The organism is Citrobacter sp. Cpo040 (assembly GCF_030332915.1).
Classification (GTDB): Bacteria; Pseudomonadota; Gammaproteobacteria; order Enterobacterales; family Enterobacteriaceae; genus Citrobacter; species Citrobacter portucalensis.
On sequence record NZ_JAOWGX010000034.1, the window covers coordinates 1635897 to 1655381 of the forward strand.

A 19485-nucleotide genomic window follows, 5' to 3' on the forward strand; every position below is an offset into this window, starting at 1 on the left:
AATCAAGAATATAGGCATGATGCAAAGATAAGGTGGCGATAAACACAACATATTCTTAGCCCATAAATTGAATAGCCGGGACATCACGTCTGCCCCGGCATAATCGAGGTGTTATCAGGCGCTAGTAGCCGGTTTAGTTTGCGTATTCTCCAGCATGCGACGGATCGGCACAATGAGGACGATCAGTACCGCGGCGCAGATAAGCAATGCAATCGAGCAGCGAGCGAAGAGATCCGGCAGCATATCCAGTTGGTCGGCCTTCACATGACCACCAATCAGACCTGCGGCCAGGTTACCCAGCGCACTGGCGCAGAACCACAGGCCCATCATCTGCCCGCGCATTCTTTCCGGGGCCAGCAGCGTCATGGTCGCCAGACCGATCGGGCTCAGGCACAACTCACCAAGCGTCAGCATCAGGATACTGCCCACCAGCCAGAATGGGGAGACGCCTGCGCCACCGTTACTGAGAACGTTTTGCGCTGCCAGCATCATCAGACCAAAGCCTGCAGCGGCACAGAGAATACCAATAACGAACTTGGTGATGCTGCTCGGGCGAATGTTCATGCTCGCCAGTTTCGGCCACGCCCAGCTGAATACCGGTGCCAGCAGAATGATAAACAGTGCGTTTATCGACTGGAACCAGACCGCCGGGATTTCAAAATCGCCGATCATACGGTTAGTGTAGTCATTAGCGAACAGGTTGAATGAGGTTGGCTTCTGCTCAAATGCAGACCAGAAGAACGCGGCGGAAACCAGCAGGATAAAGCAGACCAGCAGTCTGGCGCGCTCTTTACGGTTCAAACCGGCAAAGATGAACAGGTAGATAAAGTACAAGGCAACGGAGGCTGCAATCACGTATACCAGTATGCTGGCAACCGCGACCGGATTTATCACAATCACGCCCTGCGCAATCAGCGTAACGATAACGGCTACGCCGACGGCCAGCGCCAGCAGCCACGCGCCCACACCGTTACGTTTCACTACCGGGCTGTTCCAGGTTGAGTCCAGACCCACTTCGCTGTCATAACGTTTCATCGATGGAACGGCAAATACGCGGAAGATGATCAACGCCACCAGCATCCCGATACCACCGATGCCAAAGCCCCAGTGCCAACCGTGGGATTTAATCAGCCAGCCGGAGATCAGCGGCGCGATAAACGACCCCATATTGATGCCCATATAGAACAGCGAGAAACCGCCGTCGCGACGCGCATCGCCTTTTTTATACAGCGTGCCAACCATCACTGAGATACAGGTTTTAAACAGACCGGAACCGAGTACGATAAACATCAGGCCGATAAAGAACAGGTTGTTCCCCATAATGGCCGAGAGCGCGATCGACAAGTGACCGAGCGCAATCAAAATGGAACCGTACCACACCGCTTTCTGTTGGCCGAGCCAGTTATCCGCCAGCCAGCCACCTGGCAGCGCGGCGAGATACATCGTACCGGCAAAGATACCCACAATCGCCGAGGCATTTTCACGCGCCAGCCCCATGCCGCCGTCATAAACGGTAGCAGCCATAAACAGGATCAGTAACGGGCGAATGCCGTAAAACGAGAAGCGCTCCCACATCTCTGTGAAAAACAGCGAGCCGAGCGGATAAGGATGACCGAAGAAAGTTCGGCTTTCTTTTTGATTAACAGAGGATTGCATAATTCTCCCGAAAGTTATGTCGTCGTGCGTGTAAACACCGCGATGTACGCCAGCCAGTTACGTATCTGACCGATTTTTTACATGCGGCGAAAAGTTATTTAACCATTTGATAACCTAAGGCTAGTTTTGTCTAGTACCAGCCCCCGGACTTTAAGATGAAAACTCGACAAATGTCTACTTTCTTAGATTTAAACTTGGCAAAAAACGAATAGTGATTGACTTTACACAGGGGGGAGATCAGCAATGGGCAGACGAAAAAAAACCCGCGACAAGCGCGGGTTTTTATCAACATCAGCAACGATTATTTGCTTTTTTTAATGTGCTTAATCAAACGCTTACGTTTACGCATCTGGGTCGGCGTCAGTGTATTACGTTTATTCGCAAACGGGTTTTCCCCTTCTTTGAACTGAATACGGATCGGCGTCCCCATTACGTCCAGAGATTTGCGGAAATAGTTCATCAGATAACGCTTGTAGGAATCCGGCAGGTCTTTGACCTGGTTGCCGTGAATCACCACGATTGGCGGGTTATAACCACCAGCGTGGGCATATTTCAGCTTCACACGACGACCACGCACCAGCGGCGGCTGATGATCTTCTACTGCCATGGTCATGATGCGCGTCAGCATCGCGGTGCTCACTCGACGTGTGGAGCTATCGTATGCTTCACGGACCGATTCAAACAGATTACCCACGCCGCTACCGTGCAGCGCAGAGATAAAGTGTACGCGCGCAAAATCAATAAAGCCCAGACGGAAGTCCAGCGTCTCTTTGACCTGCTCTTTTACTTCCTGCGTCAGGCCATCCCACTTGTTGACTACGATAACAAGTGAGCGCCCACTATTGAGGATAAAGCCCAGCAGCGACAGGTCCTGATCGGAAATCCCTTCACGCGCGTCAATCACCAGCATCACCACGTTGGCATCTTCAATTGCCTGCAGCGTTTTGATTACTGAGAATTTTTCTACCGCTTCGGTAATTTTGCCGCGCTTACGCACGCCCGCGGTATCGATGAGCACATATTCGCGTTCATCGCGCTGCATCGGAATATAAATACTGTCACGCGTGGTTCCCGGCATGTCGTAAACCACTACACGATCTTCGCCGAGAATACGGTTAGTAAGCGTGGACTTACCTACGTTCGGACGGCCGACGATTGCCAGTTTAATCGGCAAATCCTGCGGGTTGAAATCGTCTTCAGGCTCTTCTTCGCCGTTTTCTTTGGCTTCAAGCTGCGCCCAGTATTCTGCGTCTTCATCCACTTCTTCCTGAGGAGCAACGTCATCCATCCACGGCAGCAGAACATGCTCCAGCAGGCTGAGAACGCCACGACCATGGGACGCCGCGATCGGATAAATTTCACCCAGACCCAATGAGTAGAAATCAACAACCGCCTGGTCAGGATCGAGTCCGTCAGTTTTGTTGGCGACCAGGAACGTCGGTTTCTGGCGCGAACGCAGATGTTTAGCAATAGCTTCATCCGCTGGCATCAGGCCAGCACGCGCATCCACCATGAACAGCACAACGTCTGCTTCTTCGATAGCCAACAGCGACTGTTCCGCCATACGGGTTTCAACACCGTCTTCGGTGCCATCAATACCGCCGGTATCAATACAGATAAACTCACGGCCTTCAATTTCCGCACGACCGTACTTACGGTCACGAGTCAGACCCGGGAAATCCGCAACCAGCGCATCTCGGGTGCGAGTTAGACGGTTAAATAACGTGGATTTGCCAACGTTAGGGCGCCCGACAAGCGCGACCACAGGTACCATGTTTAAAGCCTCATTTAAAAAATCATCAGACAACGGGCACATTTTTTGCCCCGTTGTTAAAAACAGTAAAACGGCCCCTGCACCAGGAGCCGTTTTTCAAAGCGAGCGGCCGGGACGATTAACGCGTAATAGAGTACAGCGTACCGTCTTTCGCCTGGATCAGCAGTTTACCATCAGCAGAGACCGGCTCGGTCAGGAAACCTGAGCTGTCGACTTTCTGCTGGGCAACAAAACGACCATCGTCAACGTTAATCCAGTGCAGGTAGCCTTCGCTATCACCGACGACCAGATTGCCATTATACAATACCGGGGACGTCAGCAGACGGTGCAACAGATCGCTTTGCGTCCACAGCGTCACGCCGCCATCGGTGGTCAGCGCCAGTACGCGGTCATTCTGGTCAACCAGGTAGATACGGTTACCGTCGACGATGAAATCATTCACCGAGCCCAGTTCGCGTTTCCACATAATTTGACCACTGCGCAGATCCAGCGCCGTCAGGTTACCATTATAAGCCAGCGCGTAAACAACGCCATTGACGATAACCGGCGTGGTATCAACGTCGCTCAGACGATCGATTTCCGTTGGGCCTGTCGCCTGAGAGATACGCTGCTGCCAAATCATCTGGCCTTGCTGCATCAGCACGGCGCTCACGCGACCGTTATCACCGCCGACAATAGCTGCGCCAAAGGCGGTTGCCGGAGCGGATTCACCACGCAGAGACAGGGAAGGCATGTCGAGGTTAACGGTCCATTTGATGGCGCCATCAGCTTCGTTTAATGCCTGCAACTGGCCGTTGCTGGTGTGGATCAGTACTACGCCATCGCTCACAACAGGACGAGACAGCGCTTCACCGGCGACTTTCGTCTGCCATGCGGTGGTACCGTCGCTGGTATTCAACGCATAAACCTGTGCTTTTTCGCTGCCAATGTAAACATGTCCGCCGGACACGGTTACACCGCCAGAAAGCTGTGCAGATGCACGGGAGAACCAGCCGTCTTTCTCACCCAGATTCACAGACCAGACTTCTTTACCGTCGCCTGCGTTCAACGCTTTCACTACACCAGCGCGATCGGCTGCATAGACAACGTTATCCGCCAGCGCAGGGTGAAGATTGGAATAGAAATCACCAATACCGTTACCTACGGAGGTGCTCCATTCCGTAGACGGAGTAAACTGGTTTTCAACCACCGGTAATGGGGACATCTTAACGACATCTTCTTCGCCACTAAACAGTGAACAGCCGCTCAATAGGGTAACGGAAAGCAGCCCTGGCAGAAGTAATTTACGCAATTGCATCGGGTCCCTCTCAGATGGACAAATTATTGATTTTCATCTGCATCATTTCGCTCAGAGCAGGAGAGGCATCGCTTTTCACACCCGCTTCCCATGCGCTACGCGCACCTTGTTTGTCGCCTTTGCTCAGCAACGCTTCACCGCGCAGATCGGCAACAATGGCCGTCCACCCTTCACCTTTAATGGTGTCGAGTGTTTTCAGCGCGGTATCAGCCTGTTTAAGCTGAACCTGAACACGAGCCAGACGCAGGTTAATCACCGCTTTGAGATTTTCATCGCTGGTCGCAGCCAAGCCCTGTTGCAGCTGACCTGCGGCTTTCTCAAGTTCATTTTGGTCAACAAACTGCTGCGCAAGTTCCAGTGAAGCTAGCGCGCCGTAGGTATTTTTATTCTCTGCAGCAAATTTCTCAGCGGCAGGAATGCTGTCCGGTTTACCCGCGCTAACCGCAGTCACCGTATTTTGATATGCCAGAGAAGCAGAGCGTGCGGACTCCGTCTGATGGCTGGTCCAGTAACGCCAACCAACCAGCGCGCCAACCCCTAAAATGATCCCAACAGCCAGCGCCTTGCCGTTTTCAGCAAAGAAGCGTTTTACCGCATCAACCTGGTCGTGTTCGTTCTCGTAAATTTCCACGCTGTCCTTCTCCTTAGCCCAGTAAAGTGCGCAAATGCGCGGCAACGCTATCCTGCGCTACTGCCGTTTGCTCACCAGAGCGCAAATCCTTCACTACAACAGTACCGTCAGCCACTTCGGACTCGCCCAGTACCAGTGCAACGCGGGCGCCCCACTTATCGGCACGGGCAAACTGTTTCTTAAAGTTGCCGCCACCGTGGTTTGTCATCAGTTTCACACCAGGAACTTCATCGCGCAGACGTTCTGCAAGCGTCATTGCCGCCGACTGCGTGTCCGCCCCTGAAGCGACCAGGTATATATCGACAACAGGATCTGCGTTAAATTCCGGATTAACTGCCTGAACTAACAAAACAAGTCGTTCCAGCCCCATAGCAAAGCCCACGGCAGGCGTTGCACGACCGCCAAGTTGCTCGACCAGACCGTCGTAACGACCACCGGCACACACGGTGCCCTGAGAGCCCAGGCTGCTAGTGACCCACTCAAATACGGTGCGGTTGTAGTAATCAAGACCACGAACCAGACGCTGATTGACGGTGTAGGCAATGCCTGCGGATTCCAGCAGTTTGCACAAGCCCGCGAAGTGCTCGCGAGAGTCGTCATCAAGATAGTCGCCCAGTGCAGGTGCGTCGTTAAGCAGCGCCTGTACTTCCGGGTTTTTGGAGTCGAGAACGCGCAGCGGATTGGTGTACATACGACGCTTGCAGTCTTCGTCCAGTTTCTCTTTGTGCAGTTCCAGGTAGGCGACCAACGCATCACGGTAGTTAGCGCGGGCTTCAAGCGAACCGATTGAGTTCAGCTCAAGGCTAACATGCTGAGAAATACCCAGCGCGCGCCACCAGCGAGCGGTCAGCATAATCAGCTCCGCATCGATGTCCGGGCCTTGCAGGCCAAATACTTCGACACCCAGCTGATGGAATTGACGATAGCGTCCTTTCTGCGGACGTTCGTGGCGGAACATCGGCCCGATATACCACAGACGCTGTTCCTGATTGTACAGGAGACCATGTTCGATGCCGGCGCGTACGCAGCCCGCAGTCCCTTCAGGACGCAACGTCAGGCTGTCGCCATTACGGTCCTCAAAGGTATACATCTCTTTTTCAACCACGTCGGTGACTTCACCGATCGCGCGTTTGAATAACGGGGTCTGCTCTACAATCGGCAAGCGGATTTCACTGTAACCGTAGCTACCGAGCACGTTTTTGAGAGTGCCTTCAATGCGCTGCCAGATGGCGGTTTCGCCAGGCAGATAATCGTTCATGCCGCGAATGGCTTGAATGTTTTTTGCCACGTTTATTCTCTTTATGAATATAAAAATGAACCCTCAGCGCTAACCCGAACAATGCGGGCGCCATGCGGGTTCAATCATACACGGGAAGCACGCCGCTTCCCATCACGTTGTTATTTTTCAAGCTGCTGCACGTCGATACGACGCGCTTCGTCCAGAATACTCGCTTTAGCGCGGATGCGGGCTTCAAGCTGCGTAATCATGTCGTCGTTATCGAGTCTGTCCTTACGCACGCCGTCTTCATACAGGCCGCTTTTCTTGTTACCGCCCGTCACGCCCAGCGTAGAAACCAGCGCTTCACCAGGACCGTTTACCACGCAGCCGATGATCGAAACGTCCATTGGCGTAATGATATCTTCCAGGCGTTGCTCCAGCGCGTTAACCGTACCAATAACGTCAAACTCCTGACGCGAACAGGTTGGGCAAGCGATGAAGTTGATCCCGCGCGCGCGAATGCGCAGCGATTTCAGGATATCAAAACCCACTTTGATCTCTTCCACCGGATCGGCTGCCAGAGAAACACGCAGCGTATCGCCGATCCCTTCAGATAACAGCAGGCCAAGGCCGATCGCGGACTTCACCGAACCACTACGCAGACCACCGGCTTCGGTGATCCCCAGATGCAGCGGTTGATCGATCTGTTTCGCCAGCAGGCGATAGGATTCTACGGCGAGGAAAACGTCAGATGCTTTAACGCTGACTTTGAATTGATCGAAGTTCAGACGATCGAGGTGATCCACGTGGCGCATAGCGGATTCCAGCAGCGCCTGCGGCGTCGGTTCGCCGTATTTTTCCTGCAGATCTTTTTCCAACGATCCGGCGTTGACGCCGATACGGATTGGAATATTTTTATCACGAGCGCAATCCACCACCATGCGAATACGCTCTTCACTACCGATATTACCTGGGTTAATACGCAGGCAATCAACACCGTATTCCGCCACCTTCAGCGCGATACGATAGTCGAAGTGAATATCGGCAACCAGCGGGACGTTAACCTGCTGTTTGATAAGCTTGAACGCTTCTGCGGCATCCATTGTCGGTACGGAGACACGAACAATGTCTGCACCTACGCGTTCCAGCGCTTTAATCTGATTAACCGTCGCTTCCACATCCGTGGTACGCGTGTTAGTCATAGACTGTACAGCGATGGGCGCACCATCGCCAATCGGCACGTTCCCAACGTAAATGCGTGTCGATTTTCTACGTTGAATTGGAGCCTGGTTATGCATTAAAAAATCTCCCGCATTGCCGTCTGTTACTGAGCCGGTGATTGTTCGGCATTAACGGTCAGACGCGCAACCTGGTTAGTTCTGATAAAACGACTCAGATCGACAGGTTTACCCTGGAACTGAATCTGCACTGCCGCCGGGGCGCCAATTTTCAGTTTGTACGGCGCTTGACCGGTCAGGTTTAGATTGCCGTCTTTACGCTGCATCCCGCTGAACAGTTTTTTACCGGTCGCATCGGTTACTTCCAGCCAGCAATCGGCGGTAAAGTTCATCACCAGCGCGTTAGGATCGGCTACAGGTGTAGTCACACCTGCCTGATCGGTTGGCAGAGGAGCCGCTGTAGCTGGCGCTGTTGGCGCTGCGGTTGCGGTATCGACGTTAGCCTGAGATGGGGCAACAACGGCGTTCTGCTGCGCATCAGCGGCAGGTGCCGGGGTCGCTGCAGCATCTGGCGTTGGCGCTGCGTCCGCTACCGCACCATCGTCAGGAGCCGGAGGGGTATCTTGCCCCGCTGCGGCGCTGGTATCTAACGGTACGTTCTGCGCACCCTCTTTACCGGCATTCAGCTCAGCAGAGGATTGATCGGCCATGGTGGTGATCTCTTCCTGCTGCGCTTTATGGTTCTGCCACCACCAGGCGCCTGTCAGTCCGACAACGACAAACAGTACCAGCCAGGTAAAGGTCATTAACCAGCCGTCGCGTTTCTTACGACGTTTGCCGAGCGAGAAGCTCTGCATCGGTGCGACTTTAGCTGGTCGAATCGGAGCCTGTTTTTCCAGCCCTGGCAACAGTTCTTCTTCAGGAATATGCACCAGACGCGCATAAGAACGGATATACCCGCGCAGGAATGTTGAAGCAAGATCGGCTGGCGCCTTATCCTCTTCAATATCGCGTACCGTGGAGACCTTCAGGCAAAGTCGCTCCGCGACTGCCTGCTGGCTGAATCCGAGTTGTTCACGGGCATTGCGCAGACGAACGCCGGTGGATAGTGTTTCATTTTTGTCGTGCGTGGCTTCAGTATTCATTCGCTACAGCTGCGTAAATTTGGGTTCTGATGCCGGCGAGCCACAATGCTCACCCACACCGCGAAACATCTGGTCAGTTAACCTTCGTCAGACAGTATAAAACGGTCAGACTATCAATGACAAAACGGCGTAAACCTGAGGGCTAAACACTTGTTACGCCGTTACATACTGCCTTAAAGTCGACAAAAACGCACCGTTATTATTGACCTGACGACGACAACAAAAAACCTCATATGGCTTACGTTGCACTACGGTACAGGAATTATACCGTAGTGCGCCAACATCAAACGGTCTTAATCTCGATAGCGTCGCCCTGCATACGCTTACGCAGAGTACGCTTGGTACGGTCGATAACATCGCCCGCCAGCTGACCGCAGGCTGCATCGATGTCATCACCACGTGTTTTACGCACGATGGTAGTGAAACCATAGCTCATCAACACTTTGGAGAAACGATCGATACGGCTGTTAGAACTACGGCCATACGGCGCGCCCGGGAACGGGTTCCACGGGATCAGGTTGATCTTACACGGCGTATCTTTCAGCAGTTCTGCCAGCTGATGCGCGTGTTCAGTGCCATCATTGATGTGATCTAACATCACATACTCAATGGTTACACGACCTTGGTTAGCGTTGGACTTCTCCAGATAACGACGAACCGCGCCAAGGAATGTTTCGATATTGTACTTTTTGTTGATAGGTACAATTTCGTCACGAATTTCATCGTTCGGCGCATGCAGAGAAATCGCCAGCGCGACGTCAATCATATCACCCAACTTATCCAGCGCAGGGACAACGCCTGAGGTGGATAGCGTGACGCGACGCTTGGACAGCCCAAAACCGAAGTCATCAAGCATGATTTCCATCGCCGGAACTACGTTGGTCAGGTTGAGCAGCGGCTCACCCATCCCCATCATCACCACGTTGGTAATAGGACGCACGCCCGTAGCCTTTACCGCACCGACGATCTTCGCCGCGCGCCAGACCTGACCAATGATCTCCGATACCCGCAGGTTACGGTTAAAGCCCTGTTGCGCCGTAGAGCAGAATTTACACTCTAATGCGCACCCGACCTGTGAAGAAACACACAGGGTCGCACGATCGTCTTCCGGGATATACACCGTTTCAACGCGCTGATCGCCAACCGCGATAGCCCATTTGATCGTACCGTCAGAAGAACGCTGCTCTTCCACCACTTCCGGGGCGCGAATTTCAGCCACTTCTTTCAGCTTGTTACGCAGCACCTTGTTGATGTCAGTCATGTCATCAAAGTTGTCGCTGCAATAGTGGTACATCCACTTCATGACCTGATCGGCACGAAACGGTTTTTCGCCCATCTCTTTGAAGAATTCGCGCATTTGCTGACGGTTCAGATCCAGCAGGTTAATTTTTCCATTTTTATTTGGAACCGCAGGAATGACGACTTCAGAGGTGTTAACTAATTCAGACATAATTTTTTCCGGCCTCGTTGTTACACGTTGTGGCCCGTGGAGGGTTAAAAAGAAACGCCCCGGCAAGCGATCTGCTCTTCCGGGGCGTTGCATTGTACAAAGTCTGGCGCAGGGATGCCACGTTTGCACGAAGCATTAGCGAAAATAATATGTAAAGGAAGATCGTAGGCCTGATAAGACGCATCAGCGTCACCATCAGGCAAAGCAGAGCCGGATGCGCAAATGCTTATCTGGCCTACCCCACGAGCTTATTAGCGAGTGCGCGGGCAAACCTCACCTTCACCAAAGAAATAGGCGATTTCGCGCGCCGCTGACTCAACGGAGTCGGAACCGTGAGTACCATTCTCGGTGAAGCTGTCAGCATAGTCTGCACGCAGAGTACCGGCCAGCGCATTCGCCGGGTTGGTTGCGCCCAGCAGATCACGATGACGCTGTACGGCATTTTCGCTTTCCAGAACAGAAACAACGATCGGACCGGAGGTCATAAATTCAACCAGACCGTCAAAGAACGGTTTGCCATCGTGCTCAGCATAGAAGCCACGTGCCTGCTCAACGGTCAGGTGCAGCATTTTAGTGCCGACAATTTTGAACCCTGCTGCTTCAAAGCGCGCAAAGATGCTCCCAATAACGTTTTTTGCCACCGCGTTTGGTTTGATGATGGAAAAAGTACGTTCAATAGCCATGATAACCTCTGTAATGTGTTCTGTTGTTGTCTATATAGATGTACGACCTGGCGCGGATTATAAAGAGCATCCCGGCAATTGACTATTGATGAAGGTAACATTTCTTTAAAATAAGATGAATTTTAGCAACAAACAGTCACCAACTGGTCTACTGCATCGAAAATCTCACCGTCGCTACCTGACCAGCGTCATCCATCACCAGCAGTTGATAATCCCCTTTAGTCACCAGCCGTAGCGTAAGACGACGCCCGCGTTCATCCAGCCTTTCACCGTTAAGAAACCACCAGCGTTCACCGCTCCCACCGCTGGTTTGCACCGGCAATGAGGCTTGAGCAGAACCGGGTAAACGCTTCACAATCGCGCCATCACGAATGCCTGTCAACTGCAACGGCTGCGAAGCGTCTTGCCCCAGCGGCGGACATGTGGCAGAAACTGGCGGTAATCTCTCCCCACGGCGTTCTGATTCCGGTAGCCATGGCTCCAGCGGCAACGGCCAGACGATTAACGTTTGCTCGTGCGCCTGCGGGCAATCCGCCGCCACACGTTTGCCTTCATCATCCAGCCAGACAGGAAAACGAATGCCATTAACCCCTTCCTGCTCGGGCAATAATAACGTTGGTGGCTGACTGCCATCCAGTAACCAGGTTGCCAGACGGCGACGGCAGTTGCTGTCTCCGGGGGCAAGGGATTGCCCACCCGGCCAGCACACCACGCCGCGACTCACGGAATCAGGACGTGGATCTTCCGGCTGATTGGTCCCGCGAGAGAGCAAAAGATTGTTGACCTGATTGAGCAGCGGCACGGCGCTGGCAAATCCAAACTGGCCCACCACCGGCGTTCCGTCTGGTCTGCCAGTCCAGATACCGATCACATAACGAGCATTAACACCAATCGCCCAGGCATCGCGATAGCCATAGCTGGTGCCCGTTTTCCACGCCAGCGGAACCACTCTGCTCAGTGCGTTATCCGGCAGCGGTTGCGCTTCGTCGGCCATAATACGGCGAATAATCCACGCCGCGCCCGCCGACATCAACGGACGTTCAAGCAGTGGGTCACCCGGCTGCAGACGTAGTTTTCCCGCTTTTCCCTGGCGGGCAAAGGCGCTGTACGCTGCGGCCATATCTTCCAGCCTTGCCCCCGCACCACCTAAAATCAGCGACAGATTCGGCGCGGCCCCTGCGGGCAGATACAGCGGTAAGCCGACATTACGTAACGATGCGGCAAAGCGCTTCGGACCATAGGCTTCAAGTACCTGCACGGCGGGTAAATTCAACGACCTTACCAGCGCTTCGCTCATGCTCACCGGGCCATGAAAACCGCTGTCAAAATTCCCTGGTCGATAGTCCCCGGTTCGCCGCGGCACATCCTGCAACAACGAAGCAGGATGAATGAGTCCGTCATCCAGCGCCAGACCGTAAACAAACGGCTTCAGCACCGAGCCTGGCGAACGGATCGCATTCACCATATCCACATGACCAAAGCGGGAGTCGTCATTCATATCTACCGACCCCACCCAACCACGCACGCTCATATCGGTGTGATCGACCACAATCATTGCCAGCGAACTGCGTGCAGGTAAGCGCCCCTTCCAGTTCTGCGCCAGCTCTTCCAGTTGACGCTGCAATCCGGCATCAAGGGTAGTCACGATTTTATCGCTCCGGCTTTTTCCCAGCATCATGCGCGAGAATAACGGCGCTAACTGCGGCATTTGCCGGGGCGCCAGCCAGACCGGTTCTTCACGCGACTCCTGTACCTGTCTGGCAGACCAAATACCCTGGGTCGCCATACGCTCGAGCACTTTATTACGCGCCGCTTGGGCACGGTCCGGCCAGCGATCCGGACGCAGGCGACTCGGTGCCTGTGGCAAAACAGCCAGTAGCGCGGCATCGGAGTAACTCAATTGCGCGGGTGATTTACCAAGATAGGCCCAACTTGCCGCCCCCACGCCCTGCAGCGTACCGCCAAACGGCGCACGGTTGAGATACAGTGTCAGGATGTCGCGTTTGGAGAGATGCCATTCCAGCTGCAATGCGCGCCAGAGCTGGCGAAACTTGCCGCCGAAGGTTCGCGGATGGGGATCGAGTAATCGTGCGACCTGCATGGTGAGTGTACTGCCGCCCGAAACCACACGCCCAGAGGAGAGGTCCTGCCATGCTGCGCGCAGTACTGAAAACGGATTGACGCCGGGATGCTTCCAGAACCAGCGGTCTTCGTAGTTAATTAGCGCCTCAAGGTAGCGGGGCGACACCTCATCAATCGTTACCGGATACCGCCAGATACCTTCGGCATCGGCAAAGCGCCAGAGTGGCGTACCATCATGTGCCACCACGACCCGTGCCGGATCGACTTCGTGCAAGGGCAGCGGCCAGATTTTATCTGCCGCCCAAACTGCCGCCACAATCAATAGCGCAACGGCTGCCAGCCAGAGCCAACAGCCGCGTTTACCCAACCGGCGCATCATTTACGGTCTGACAATCAAAAGTCCCTCTGTCGCACCGGTCGCGCGCCACTGCGGAACATACATTGATTCCACCTGTGGGACGGGAACCTGGTAGGTCCCCGGCGTCACCGCTCGCGCCAGATACACCAGCGTAACCGGTTGTCCTTCATTGACCGCCACCGCAGCGACAAAGCGATCGTCACGGAACTCAACGTGCTGGATATCTGCCTGCTGCATCTGATTAAGCAGATTCGCCACTTCGCTACCGCTATCCTGCAGGCTGGCGCTGCCGTTGGCCAGATTCTGGTTTTCCAGTTCCAGTCCTGCTGGCAGTAAATCGACCACCAGCGCATCCGGCACGTTCTGGCTGGCTTTCACCTCCAGCCAGACCAGCACCAGCTCGCCGCTGCGCAGCGAATCCAGCGATTTGCTGTTTCCGTCGAGCCCCAGAATTTGACGCTCAATATGCAGAACGTTGCTGGCAGGCGTCGGTGAGGTTTGCGGATAACCGCTCACATCCAGACGCAGCCACAGCGGTTGATTACCGGTATTGGTGACGCTCAGCGTGGACAGCGCATCGGCATCCAGATTACGCGTCTGTGATTTCTCCCCGGCTAACGGTTGCTCCGAGAGTGACGTTTGCGCCTGCCATGTGCCTGGCAAGTCCTGTAACGTACGGGCGGCAAGGAACAACGCATTATTTTCCTGAGTCGAGAGCCAGCGCTGCCCAAAGGCCTGTTCTGACAACGTGTTCAGCAGCGTATTCTGCACGTCAGGTTTGAGCTTGTTCTCTTCGAGCAAGGCCAGCATCAACGCGTTATCCCGTAACGCACTGCCGTAATCCGCCATCCACTGTTGCGTATCGCGGCGCGGCGTATTCAGCGCCAGCGTCAACGCCTGTTCACTGCGGTTAGCATCGCCCATATTTTTCAGCGCGATTCCCAGTTGTAACAGCGGTAAACCAGAGGCCGCTTGCGCACGGCGCTCCCAGATCTCACGCAGTGCGCCAAGCGGGGCTTTTTGCTGACGCGCCAGAACCAACGCGGCGTAGGCTTGTACGGCAAACCGGCTTGCTGAAGAGTCGTCGGTATAGCGAATCGACAACATTCCGGGATCCTGCAAATAGCGCAGCAGCCGCTCGTTGCCACGGTTAATGACCTCTACCGGGACGCTGTAGCCCTGTTCATTTGCCCGAACGAGGAAATCCATGACATACGCGGTCAGCCAGTACTCTTCCGACCCGTTTTTATCCCACAACGCGAAACCGCCGTTATCACGCTGCATCTGCACTAAACGAGAAATCCCAATATCAACTGCAGCACGGCGTTTTTCATCGCTGTCGCCCACAATACCTAACGCCTTCAATTGCGCAGCGTTGGTGTATAAGGATGGGAACAACCCGCTCGCCGTTTGCTCCAGGCAGCCGTAAGGGTAAGCCTTCAGTTCGCGGATATAACGCGCCAGATTTAGCGGCGGCTTACCGCTGAACAGCAGTTGTCCCTGCATCGTTGCAGGGGAGAAGTTGGTCAGTTCTTCGCCCGGAAGCTGCCAGGTTGCGCCCGGCTGAAGTGCGACACCGTTATTAACGGTTTGCGCCGGGAACGCCGGACGCACACCAATATTCCACTGTTTATGCTGAACTGGCAGCGTTTCACCCGGTAAAGTCAGACCGCTAATTTCTGCCTGAATTTCGCCATCGCCAAACCCCTCCCGCGCACGCACCGGAATAAACAACGTAGTCCGTACGCCTGGTGCCAGATTCAATGGAGCAGGATCTTGCCCCATCAGCTCCAGTAAACCGCTGGCCGCGAGCTTAATATTCAGTGTTTGCGGTTTGTCAGTCAGGTTAGTCACGTCCAGCGTCAGTCGCGAGGTATCGCCCCCCGCCAGAAAACGCGGCATATTCAGTTCAGCAATTACCGGCGCGGCAACAATCACCTTGCTTTCACTGCTGCCAAAGTCATCCGCCGTCCAGGCCTGTGCCATTACCCGTAGCTCGCCGTTGAAATCACCAATCGGTAGCGTCACCGTACCTTCGCCCTGCTCGTTGAGCGTGACCGGCAGCGCCTGTTGCGCCACGATATTGACGTGATTAACCGGTGGCTTACCGCCGCGCTTTAATTCATCGCCATCACCACCAAAGCGCAGTGCCGCCAGCCGCCCTTGCCCTTCGATCACCTGGCCGTAAATATCATAAATATCCGCGCCATAGCGTTTTTGTCCGAAAAATGCCTGCCACGGATCTGGCGTGGCGTAATCGGTAATGTTCAACACCCCGCTATCAACGGCAGAGACTAGCACGTTAACCTGTTTTGGTACGTCGCCATTTTTGACGCTGGCTTTAATCTTGACGGTCAACGACTGGTTTGGACGTATTTTCGCCGGGTTTTCCAGCGCCAGCGCCAGACGACGGTTTTCATCACCTAACGGCAAATGCAGTAAACCAACCGCCCGTTTTGGCGTGGCCGAACGGGACTTGTCGCCAGGACGAACCACCAGCGCACTGAGATACAAATCGTGGCGATTCCAGGTTTTATCGATCGGGATGGAGATATCGAGACCATCCGCCGGTACGTCTATTTCTTGCCACCACAGCGGGCCTTCGCTGGATTCCACCATCGCATAACCTTTGCCAGCAGCGGGAGCGGCAACGTGCAGCTTCATGGTATCGCCAGGACGATAGCTGGGTTTGTCCAGTTTCAGAGTCACGCGATCGGGACGCACGGCCCCACTGCCGTCGCTGTTATCCTGCCAGCTATAACCTGCCCAGAAGCGTACGCTGCTCACCGCATCATTCGGGGCTTTCACTTCCAGACGATAGGCACCCCACTCAACCGGGAAGCTGACTTTACCGGTTTCATCGGCCTTAAGATCCAGAGTCTGCTCACCTTCAACCAGATCCTTTTGATCGAACTGTGATTGCCAGCCCTCGCCTTCAGACCAGTTCCAGTAATAATCCCGGCGCTCGCGGATCAAACGCACCTGCAAACCGGACACCGCTTTTTTCTCGCCCTGCGCATCGGCATAAACAATGTCGAAAGCGGCGTTGCTGTTTTCATCAACGATAGGCTGATTCACGGTGGTATCAGTGCGATAGTCATAGACGGCTTTTGCCGCAAACTGCGGACGAATACCCGGCAGCATGTCCGCAGGCCAGATGGCTTGTTCAGCCCGACGCGTCACCGGGCGGCCACCTGACTCCAGCAGGCTGGCTTGCAGGATCACCTGTAACGGGGAATGCGTCTCCTGCCATTGGCTGTTGGTGGTCACTTCGCCGCGACCGTGTTCATCCAGCGTAAGCTGAACTTCATCGAGGCTGCGGGACAGGTTTTCTTCAGCAATATTACCAAACTGGAACCCCGGTAATGCCTGCACCGCTTCGCGCAGCGGGCGCAGGAAAAGCTGCCCTTGCAGAGCATTGCCATTAGCGGGCGCGCCGTACAGGTAGTAGCCCACTACCGAGAACTTCACTTCATCAGCCGGAGCGACCGGAATCTTATTGGCGGAGAGATTGAGCGCCATCCGCTCAGGCATAAAATCTTCGACGTGGAAATCCCACATCCGTGACTGGTTGTCGCCCGTATTAGCACGAATATGCCACATACCGGTTGGCGCGTTGGTGTCCAGCGGCCAGCTAAAGCGATACAGACCGTTCTCCGGCTGGCTAACCACCGAACGTAACACTTGCCCGTCGGGCTTCACAACCTCCAGCTTCACCGGCTGGTCGGGCAACGTGTTGCCGTCGCTGTCACGCAGTAATCCGTTGAGGATCACCGTTTCGCCAGGACGATAGAGGTCACGGGGACCAAACATAAAGAATTGTTTGCTGTATCCCGGTGCACCGGCAATATCAAATTCAGCCAGATCCAACGCCGGGAGTTTCAAATCCAGCAGCGTGGTTTGCCCGTCTTTGCGGGCCAGCAATAAAGCCGCGTCTTTATCAGTCTCCAGTTTGACATGACCCTGCGCGTCGCTGGTAGCCTGCGCCAACGTCTGCCCTTTTTCGTTGAGTAACGTGACCTCAATACCCTGCTGCGCAGCGCCGTTTTCCAGACTCTGCGTAAAGACATCCAGTTGATTATGGTAACGGTGCGCAGACACACCAATATCGCTGAGCGTGAACAGCGTAGCGGCATTACTGTAGTTGTATTGTCCAGCCTGATTCATCACCGCGATGTAAACACCTGCTTGCTGCAACGGCTTGATATCGCTCAGCGGCAGCAGCAGCTTCTCACGGGTGTTACGCGCAGGATTGAGATCAAAGCGTCCGGTATACACCAGTTCCGCCATTTTCAGTAGATTGTCAGATTCCCAGTTCGTCAACGAATTGCGGTATTCCCACTGGCTGACAAATGCGCCGAGCGATTCAGGCTTCACGCGAAAGAAGTTCACATCCACACTGTTAACGTTGAGGGCCATTACCGGCAGGCCTTCAATTACTTTTCCCGGCAACAGCGAGCCGCGACTGGCAAACCCAACGCTTGGCTGTACATCGCGGGTGGTAATGTTTTTTTCATAATCAATAGCGAACGTCGCTTTATTCAGCGCCAGCAAATCACGCTCAATGGTCACCACCAGTTCCCGGTTAGGTTCCAGATGGCGTAAGCGTAGCTCTTTCAGATTTGGCGCCAGCTCCCAGGCACCATCCACTTTGCCGCTTTTTTTATCAACAACGTGCACGACGCGGGAAAAATCTTGTTCTGGATCGAGGGGAATGGAGAAGGTCAAAACGAGCGTTGCCGCACCGTCGAGCTGGACCTCTGAGGCATCCAGCAGCGTCAGAGACTTGCCCTGGCTTTGTTGCACCAGCTTTTGTAATTGGGCCTTGTCTTTTACTGGCGCAGTCTGGGGAGCTGGCGAGTCAGGTTTCGCAGCCGTCGGTGATTTTTCGTTATTATTATCGCACCCGACCAGTGCCAGCATCAGCATGCAGGCCGCTACGCGTAAATGTTTCATTTTTCATCCCTGGCCGTAGTGGCCCGTTAGCTACGTAGAACAACTATTATGCGTCAGATTTCCGGCTGTGGAAGTCAGTAACTGAACAACGTTGTCTTAATTTAAGTGATTAATGTGGATTCACCTGACAAATCAGCCTGTTTTACTTGTCGCTTTACGGTAAACATCCGACAATTTGCCAAAACCTGGTAAAAATGGAGATGCCTATGACCACCGCCTTCTTTGTCGCTGCCGACTGGCTTGCCGAACACATTGACGACCCGGAAATACAAATTCTTGATGCCCGGATGGCACCTCCAGGACAGGAAGATCGCGATGTTGGCGAGGAGTATCGTGCGGGCCATATTCCTGGCGCAGTCTTTTTTGATATTGAAGCACTTTCCGATCATACCTCACCGCTACCGCATATGATGCCACGCCCCGAAGCCTTTGCCGTTGCGATGCGCGAGCTGGGCGTTGATCAGGATAAGCATCTGGTTATCTACGATGACGGTAATCTGTTTTCCGCGCCACGTGCATGGTGGATGCTGCGGACATTTGGCGTCGAAAATGTCTCCATTCTGGCAGGCGGTCTGGCAGGCTGGAAGCGCGATGAGTTAATGCTCAAGGAAGGCGATGAGGATTTACCTGAAGGTGAATTTAACGTGGCCTTTACGCCTGACGCAGTTGTGCGCGTTACCGATGTACTGCTGGCCAGTCATGAAAAAACGGCGCAGATCGTCGATGCCCGTCCGGCTGCGCGTTTTAATGGCGAAGTTGACGAGCCGCGTCCTGGTCTGAAACGTGGTCATGTGCCGGGTGCGCTTAACGTACCGTGGACAGAACTGGTTCGTGACGGCGAACTGAAAACCACCGATGAGCTGGATGCTATTTTCTTCAGCCACGGCGTGAGCTTTGACCGCCCTATTATCGCCAGCTGCGGCTCCGGCGTAACGGCTGCCGTCGTCGTGCTGGCACTTGCCACGCTGGGCATTTCTGACGTCGTATTGTATGACGGCGCATGGAGCGAATGGGGAGCGCGCAACGATTTACCAGTAGAACCGCAATTATAAAGCT

General features: G+C 54.3%; 12 protein-coding genes. 1 reads left to right on the forward strand and 11 read right to left on the reverse strand.

The annotated features are described in order from the left end of the window. Positions 1–114 precede the first annotated feature (114 nt). The 11 genes from OGX86_RS12565 to OGX86_RS12615 all read right to left on the reverse strand — a co-directional run bounded on the left by OGX86_RS12565 (position 115) and on the right by OGX86_RS12615 (position 18429). Complete coding sequence (locus tag OGX86_RS12565) at positions 115–1656, reverse strand: peptide MFS transporter (RefSeq protein WP_048225012.1); 1542 nt, start codon at positions 1654–1656, stop codon at positions 115–117. A 301-nt stretch (positions 1657–1957) separates the two neighbouring features. Beyond that, entirely contained in the window at positions 1958–3430 is a 1473-nt protein-coding gene (gene der / locus OGX86_RS12570; RefSeq protein ID WP_003835168.1) for a ribosome biogenesis GTPase Der, read from the reverse strand. A 118-nt stretch (positions 3431–3548) separates the two neighbouring features. After that, the gene (gene bamB, locus OGX86_RS12575) at positions 3549–4727 is read right to left on the reverse strand and encodes an outer membrane protein assembly factor BamB (protein WP_008785453.1); all 1179 of its coding nucleotides are present in this window, start codon (positions 4725–4727) and stop codon (positions 3549–3551) included. Positions 4728–4737: 10 nt separating this feature from the next. Continuing rightward, complete coding sequence (locus OGX86_RS12580) at positions 4738–5358, reverse strand: YfgM family protein (RefSeq protein ID WP_136392220.1); 621 nt, start codon at positions 5356–5358, stop codon at positions 4738–4740. Positions 5359–5371: 13 nt separating this feature from the next. Beyond that, positions 5372–6646: a histidine--tRNA ligase gene (hisS, locus tag OGX86_RS12585; RefSeq protein WP_003835173.1), complete on the reverse strand. Its 1275-nt coding sequence runs from the start codon at positions 6644–6646 to the stop codon at positions 5372–5374. A gap of 110 nt (positions 6647–6756) precedes the next feature. Beyond that, positions 6757–7875, reverse strand: coding sequence for a flavodoxin-dependent (E)-4-hydroxy-3-methylbut-2-enyl-diphosphate synthase (ispG, locus tag OGX86_RS12590; RefSeq protein WP_003037720.1), 1119 nt, complete (start codon positions 7873–7875; stop codon positions 6757–6759). A 26-nt stretch (positions 7876–7901) separates the two neighbouring features. Next, positions 7902–8900, reverse strand: a complete 999-nt coding sequence (rodZ, locus tag OGX86_RS12595; protein WP_286640143.1) for a cytoskeleton protein RodZ — start codon at positions 8898–8900, stop codon at positions 7902–7904. A 283-nt stretch (positions 8901–9183) separates the two neighbouring features. Continuing rightward, positions 9184–10350 carry a dual-specificity RNA methyltransferase RlmN gene (rlmN, locus tag OGX86_RS12600; RefSeq protein WP_008785455.1) on the reverse strand — a complete coding sequence of 389 codons (1167 nt, stop codon included), beginning with the start codon at positions 10348–10350 and terminating at the stop codon, positions 9184–9186. Between the two features lie 251 nt (positions 10351–10601). Next, positions 10602–11033, reverse strand: coding sequence for a nucleoside-diphosphate kinase (ndk, locus tag OGX86_RS12605; protein WP_003037710.1), 432 nt, complete (start codon positions 11031–11033; stop codon positions 10602–10604). Between the two features lie 148 nt (positions 11034–11181). Beyond that, a complete protein-coding gene (gene pbpC, locus OGX86_RS12610; protein WP_048225020.1) occupies positions 11182–13494 on the reverse strand; it encodes a peptidoglycan glycosyltransferase PbpC in 2313 nt (770 codons plus the stop codon). Then, positions 13495–18429, reverse strand: coding sequence for an alpha-2-macroglobulin family protein (locus OGX86_RS12615; protein ID WP_286640145.1), 4935 nt, complete (start codon positions 18427–18429; stop codon positions 13495–13497). Between the two features lie 206 nt (positions 18430–18635). On the opposite strand from OGX86_RS12615, the gene sseA reads away from it, so the two are divergent. Further along, complete coding sequence (gene sseA / locus OGX86_RS12620; RefSeq protein WP_286640147.1) at positions 18636–19481, forward strand: 3-mercaptopyruvate sulfurtransferase; 846 nt, start codon at positions 18636–18638, stop codon at positions 19479–19481. Positions 19482–19485 lie beyond the last annotated feature (4 nt).

Bases quoted from the DNA above. Each gene is read 5' to 3' on its own strand.
- rlmN (WP_008785455.1), bottom strand. From the start codon at position 10,350: ATGTCTGAATTAGTTAACACCTCTGAAGTCGTCATTCCTGCGGTTCCA.
- OGX86_RS12615 (WP_286640145.1), bottom strand. From the start codon at position 18,429: ATGAAACATTTACGCGTAGCGGCCTGCATGCTGATGCTGGCACTGGTC.
- der (WP_003835168.1), bottom strand. From the start codon at position 3,430: ATGGTACCTGTGGTCGCGCTTGTCGGGCGCCCTAACGTTGGCAAATCC.
- rodZ (WP_286640143.1), bottom strand. From the start codon at position 8,900: ATGAATACTGAAGCCACGCACGACAAAAATGAAACACTATCCACCGGC.
- sseA (WP_286640147.1), top strand. From the start codon at position 18,636: ATGACCACCGCCTTCTTTGTCGCTGCCGACTGGCTTGCCGAACACATT.
- bamB (WP_008785453.1), bottom strand. From the start codon at position 4,727: ATGCAATTGCGTAAATTACTTCTGCCAGGGCTGCTTTCCGTTACCCTA.
- OGX86_RS12565 (WP_048225012.1), bottom strand. From the start codon at position 1,656: ATGCAATCCTCTGTTAATCAAAAAGAAAGCCGAACTTTCTTCGGTCAT.
- ispG (WP_003037720.1), bottom strand. From the start codon at position 7,875: ATGCATAACCAGGCTCCAATTCAACGTAGAAAATCGACACGCATTTAC.
- pbpC (WP_048225020.1), bottom strand. From the start codon at position 13,494: ATGATGCGCCGGTTGGGTAAACGCGGCTGTTGGCTCTGGCTGGCAGCC.
- ndk (WP_003037710.1), bottom strand. From the start codon at position 11,033: ATGGCTATTGAACGTACTTTTTCCATCATCAAACCAAACGCGGTGGCA.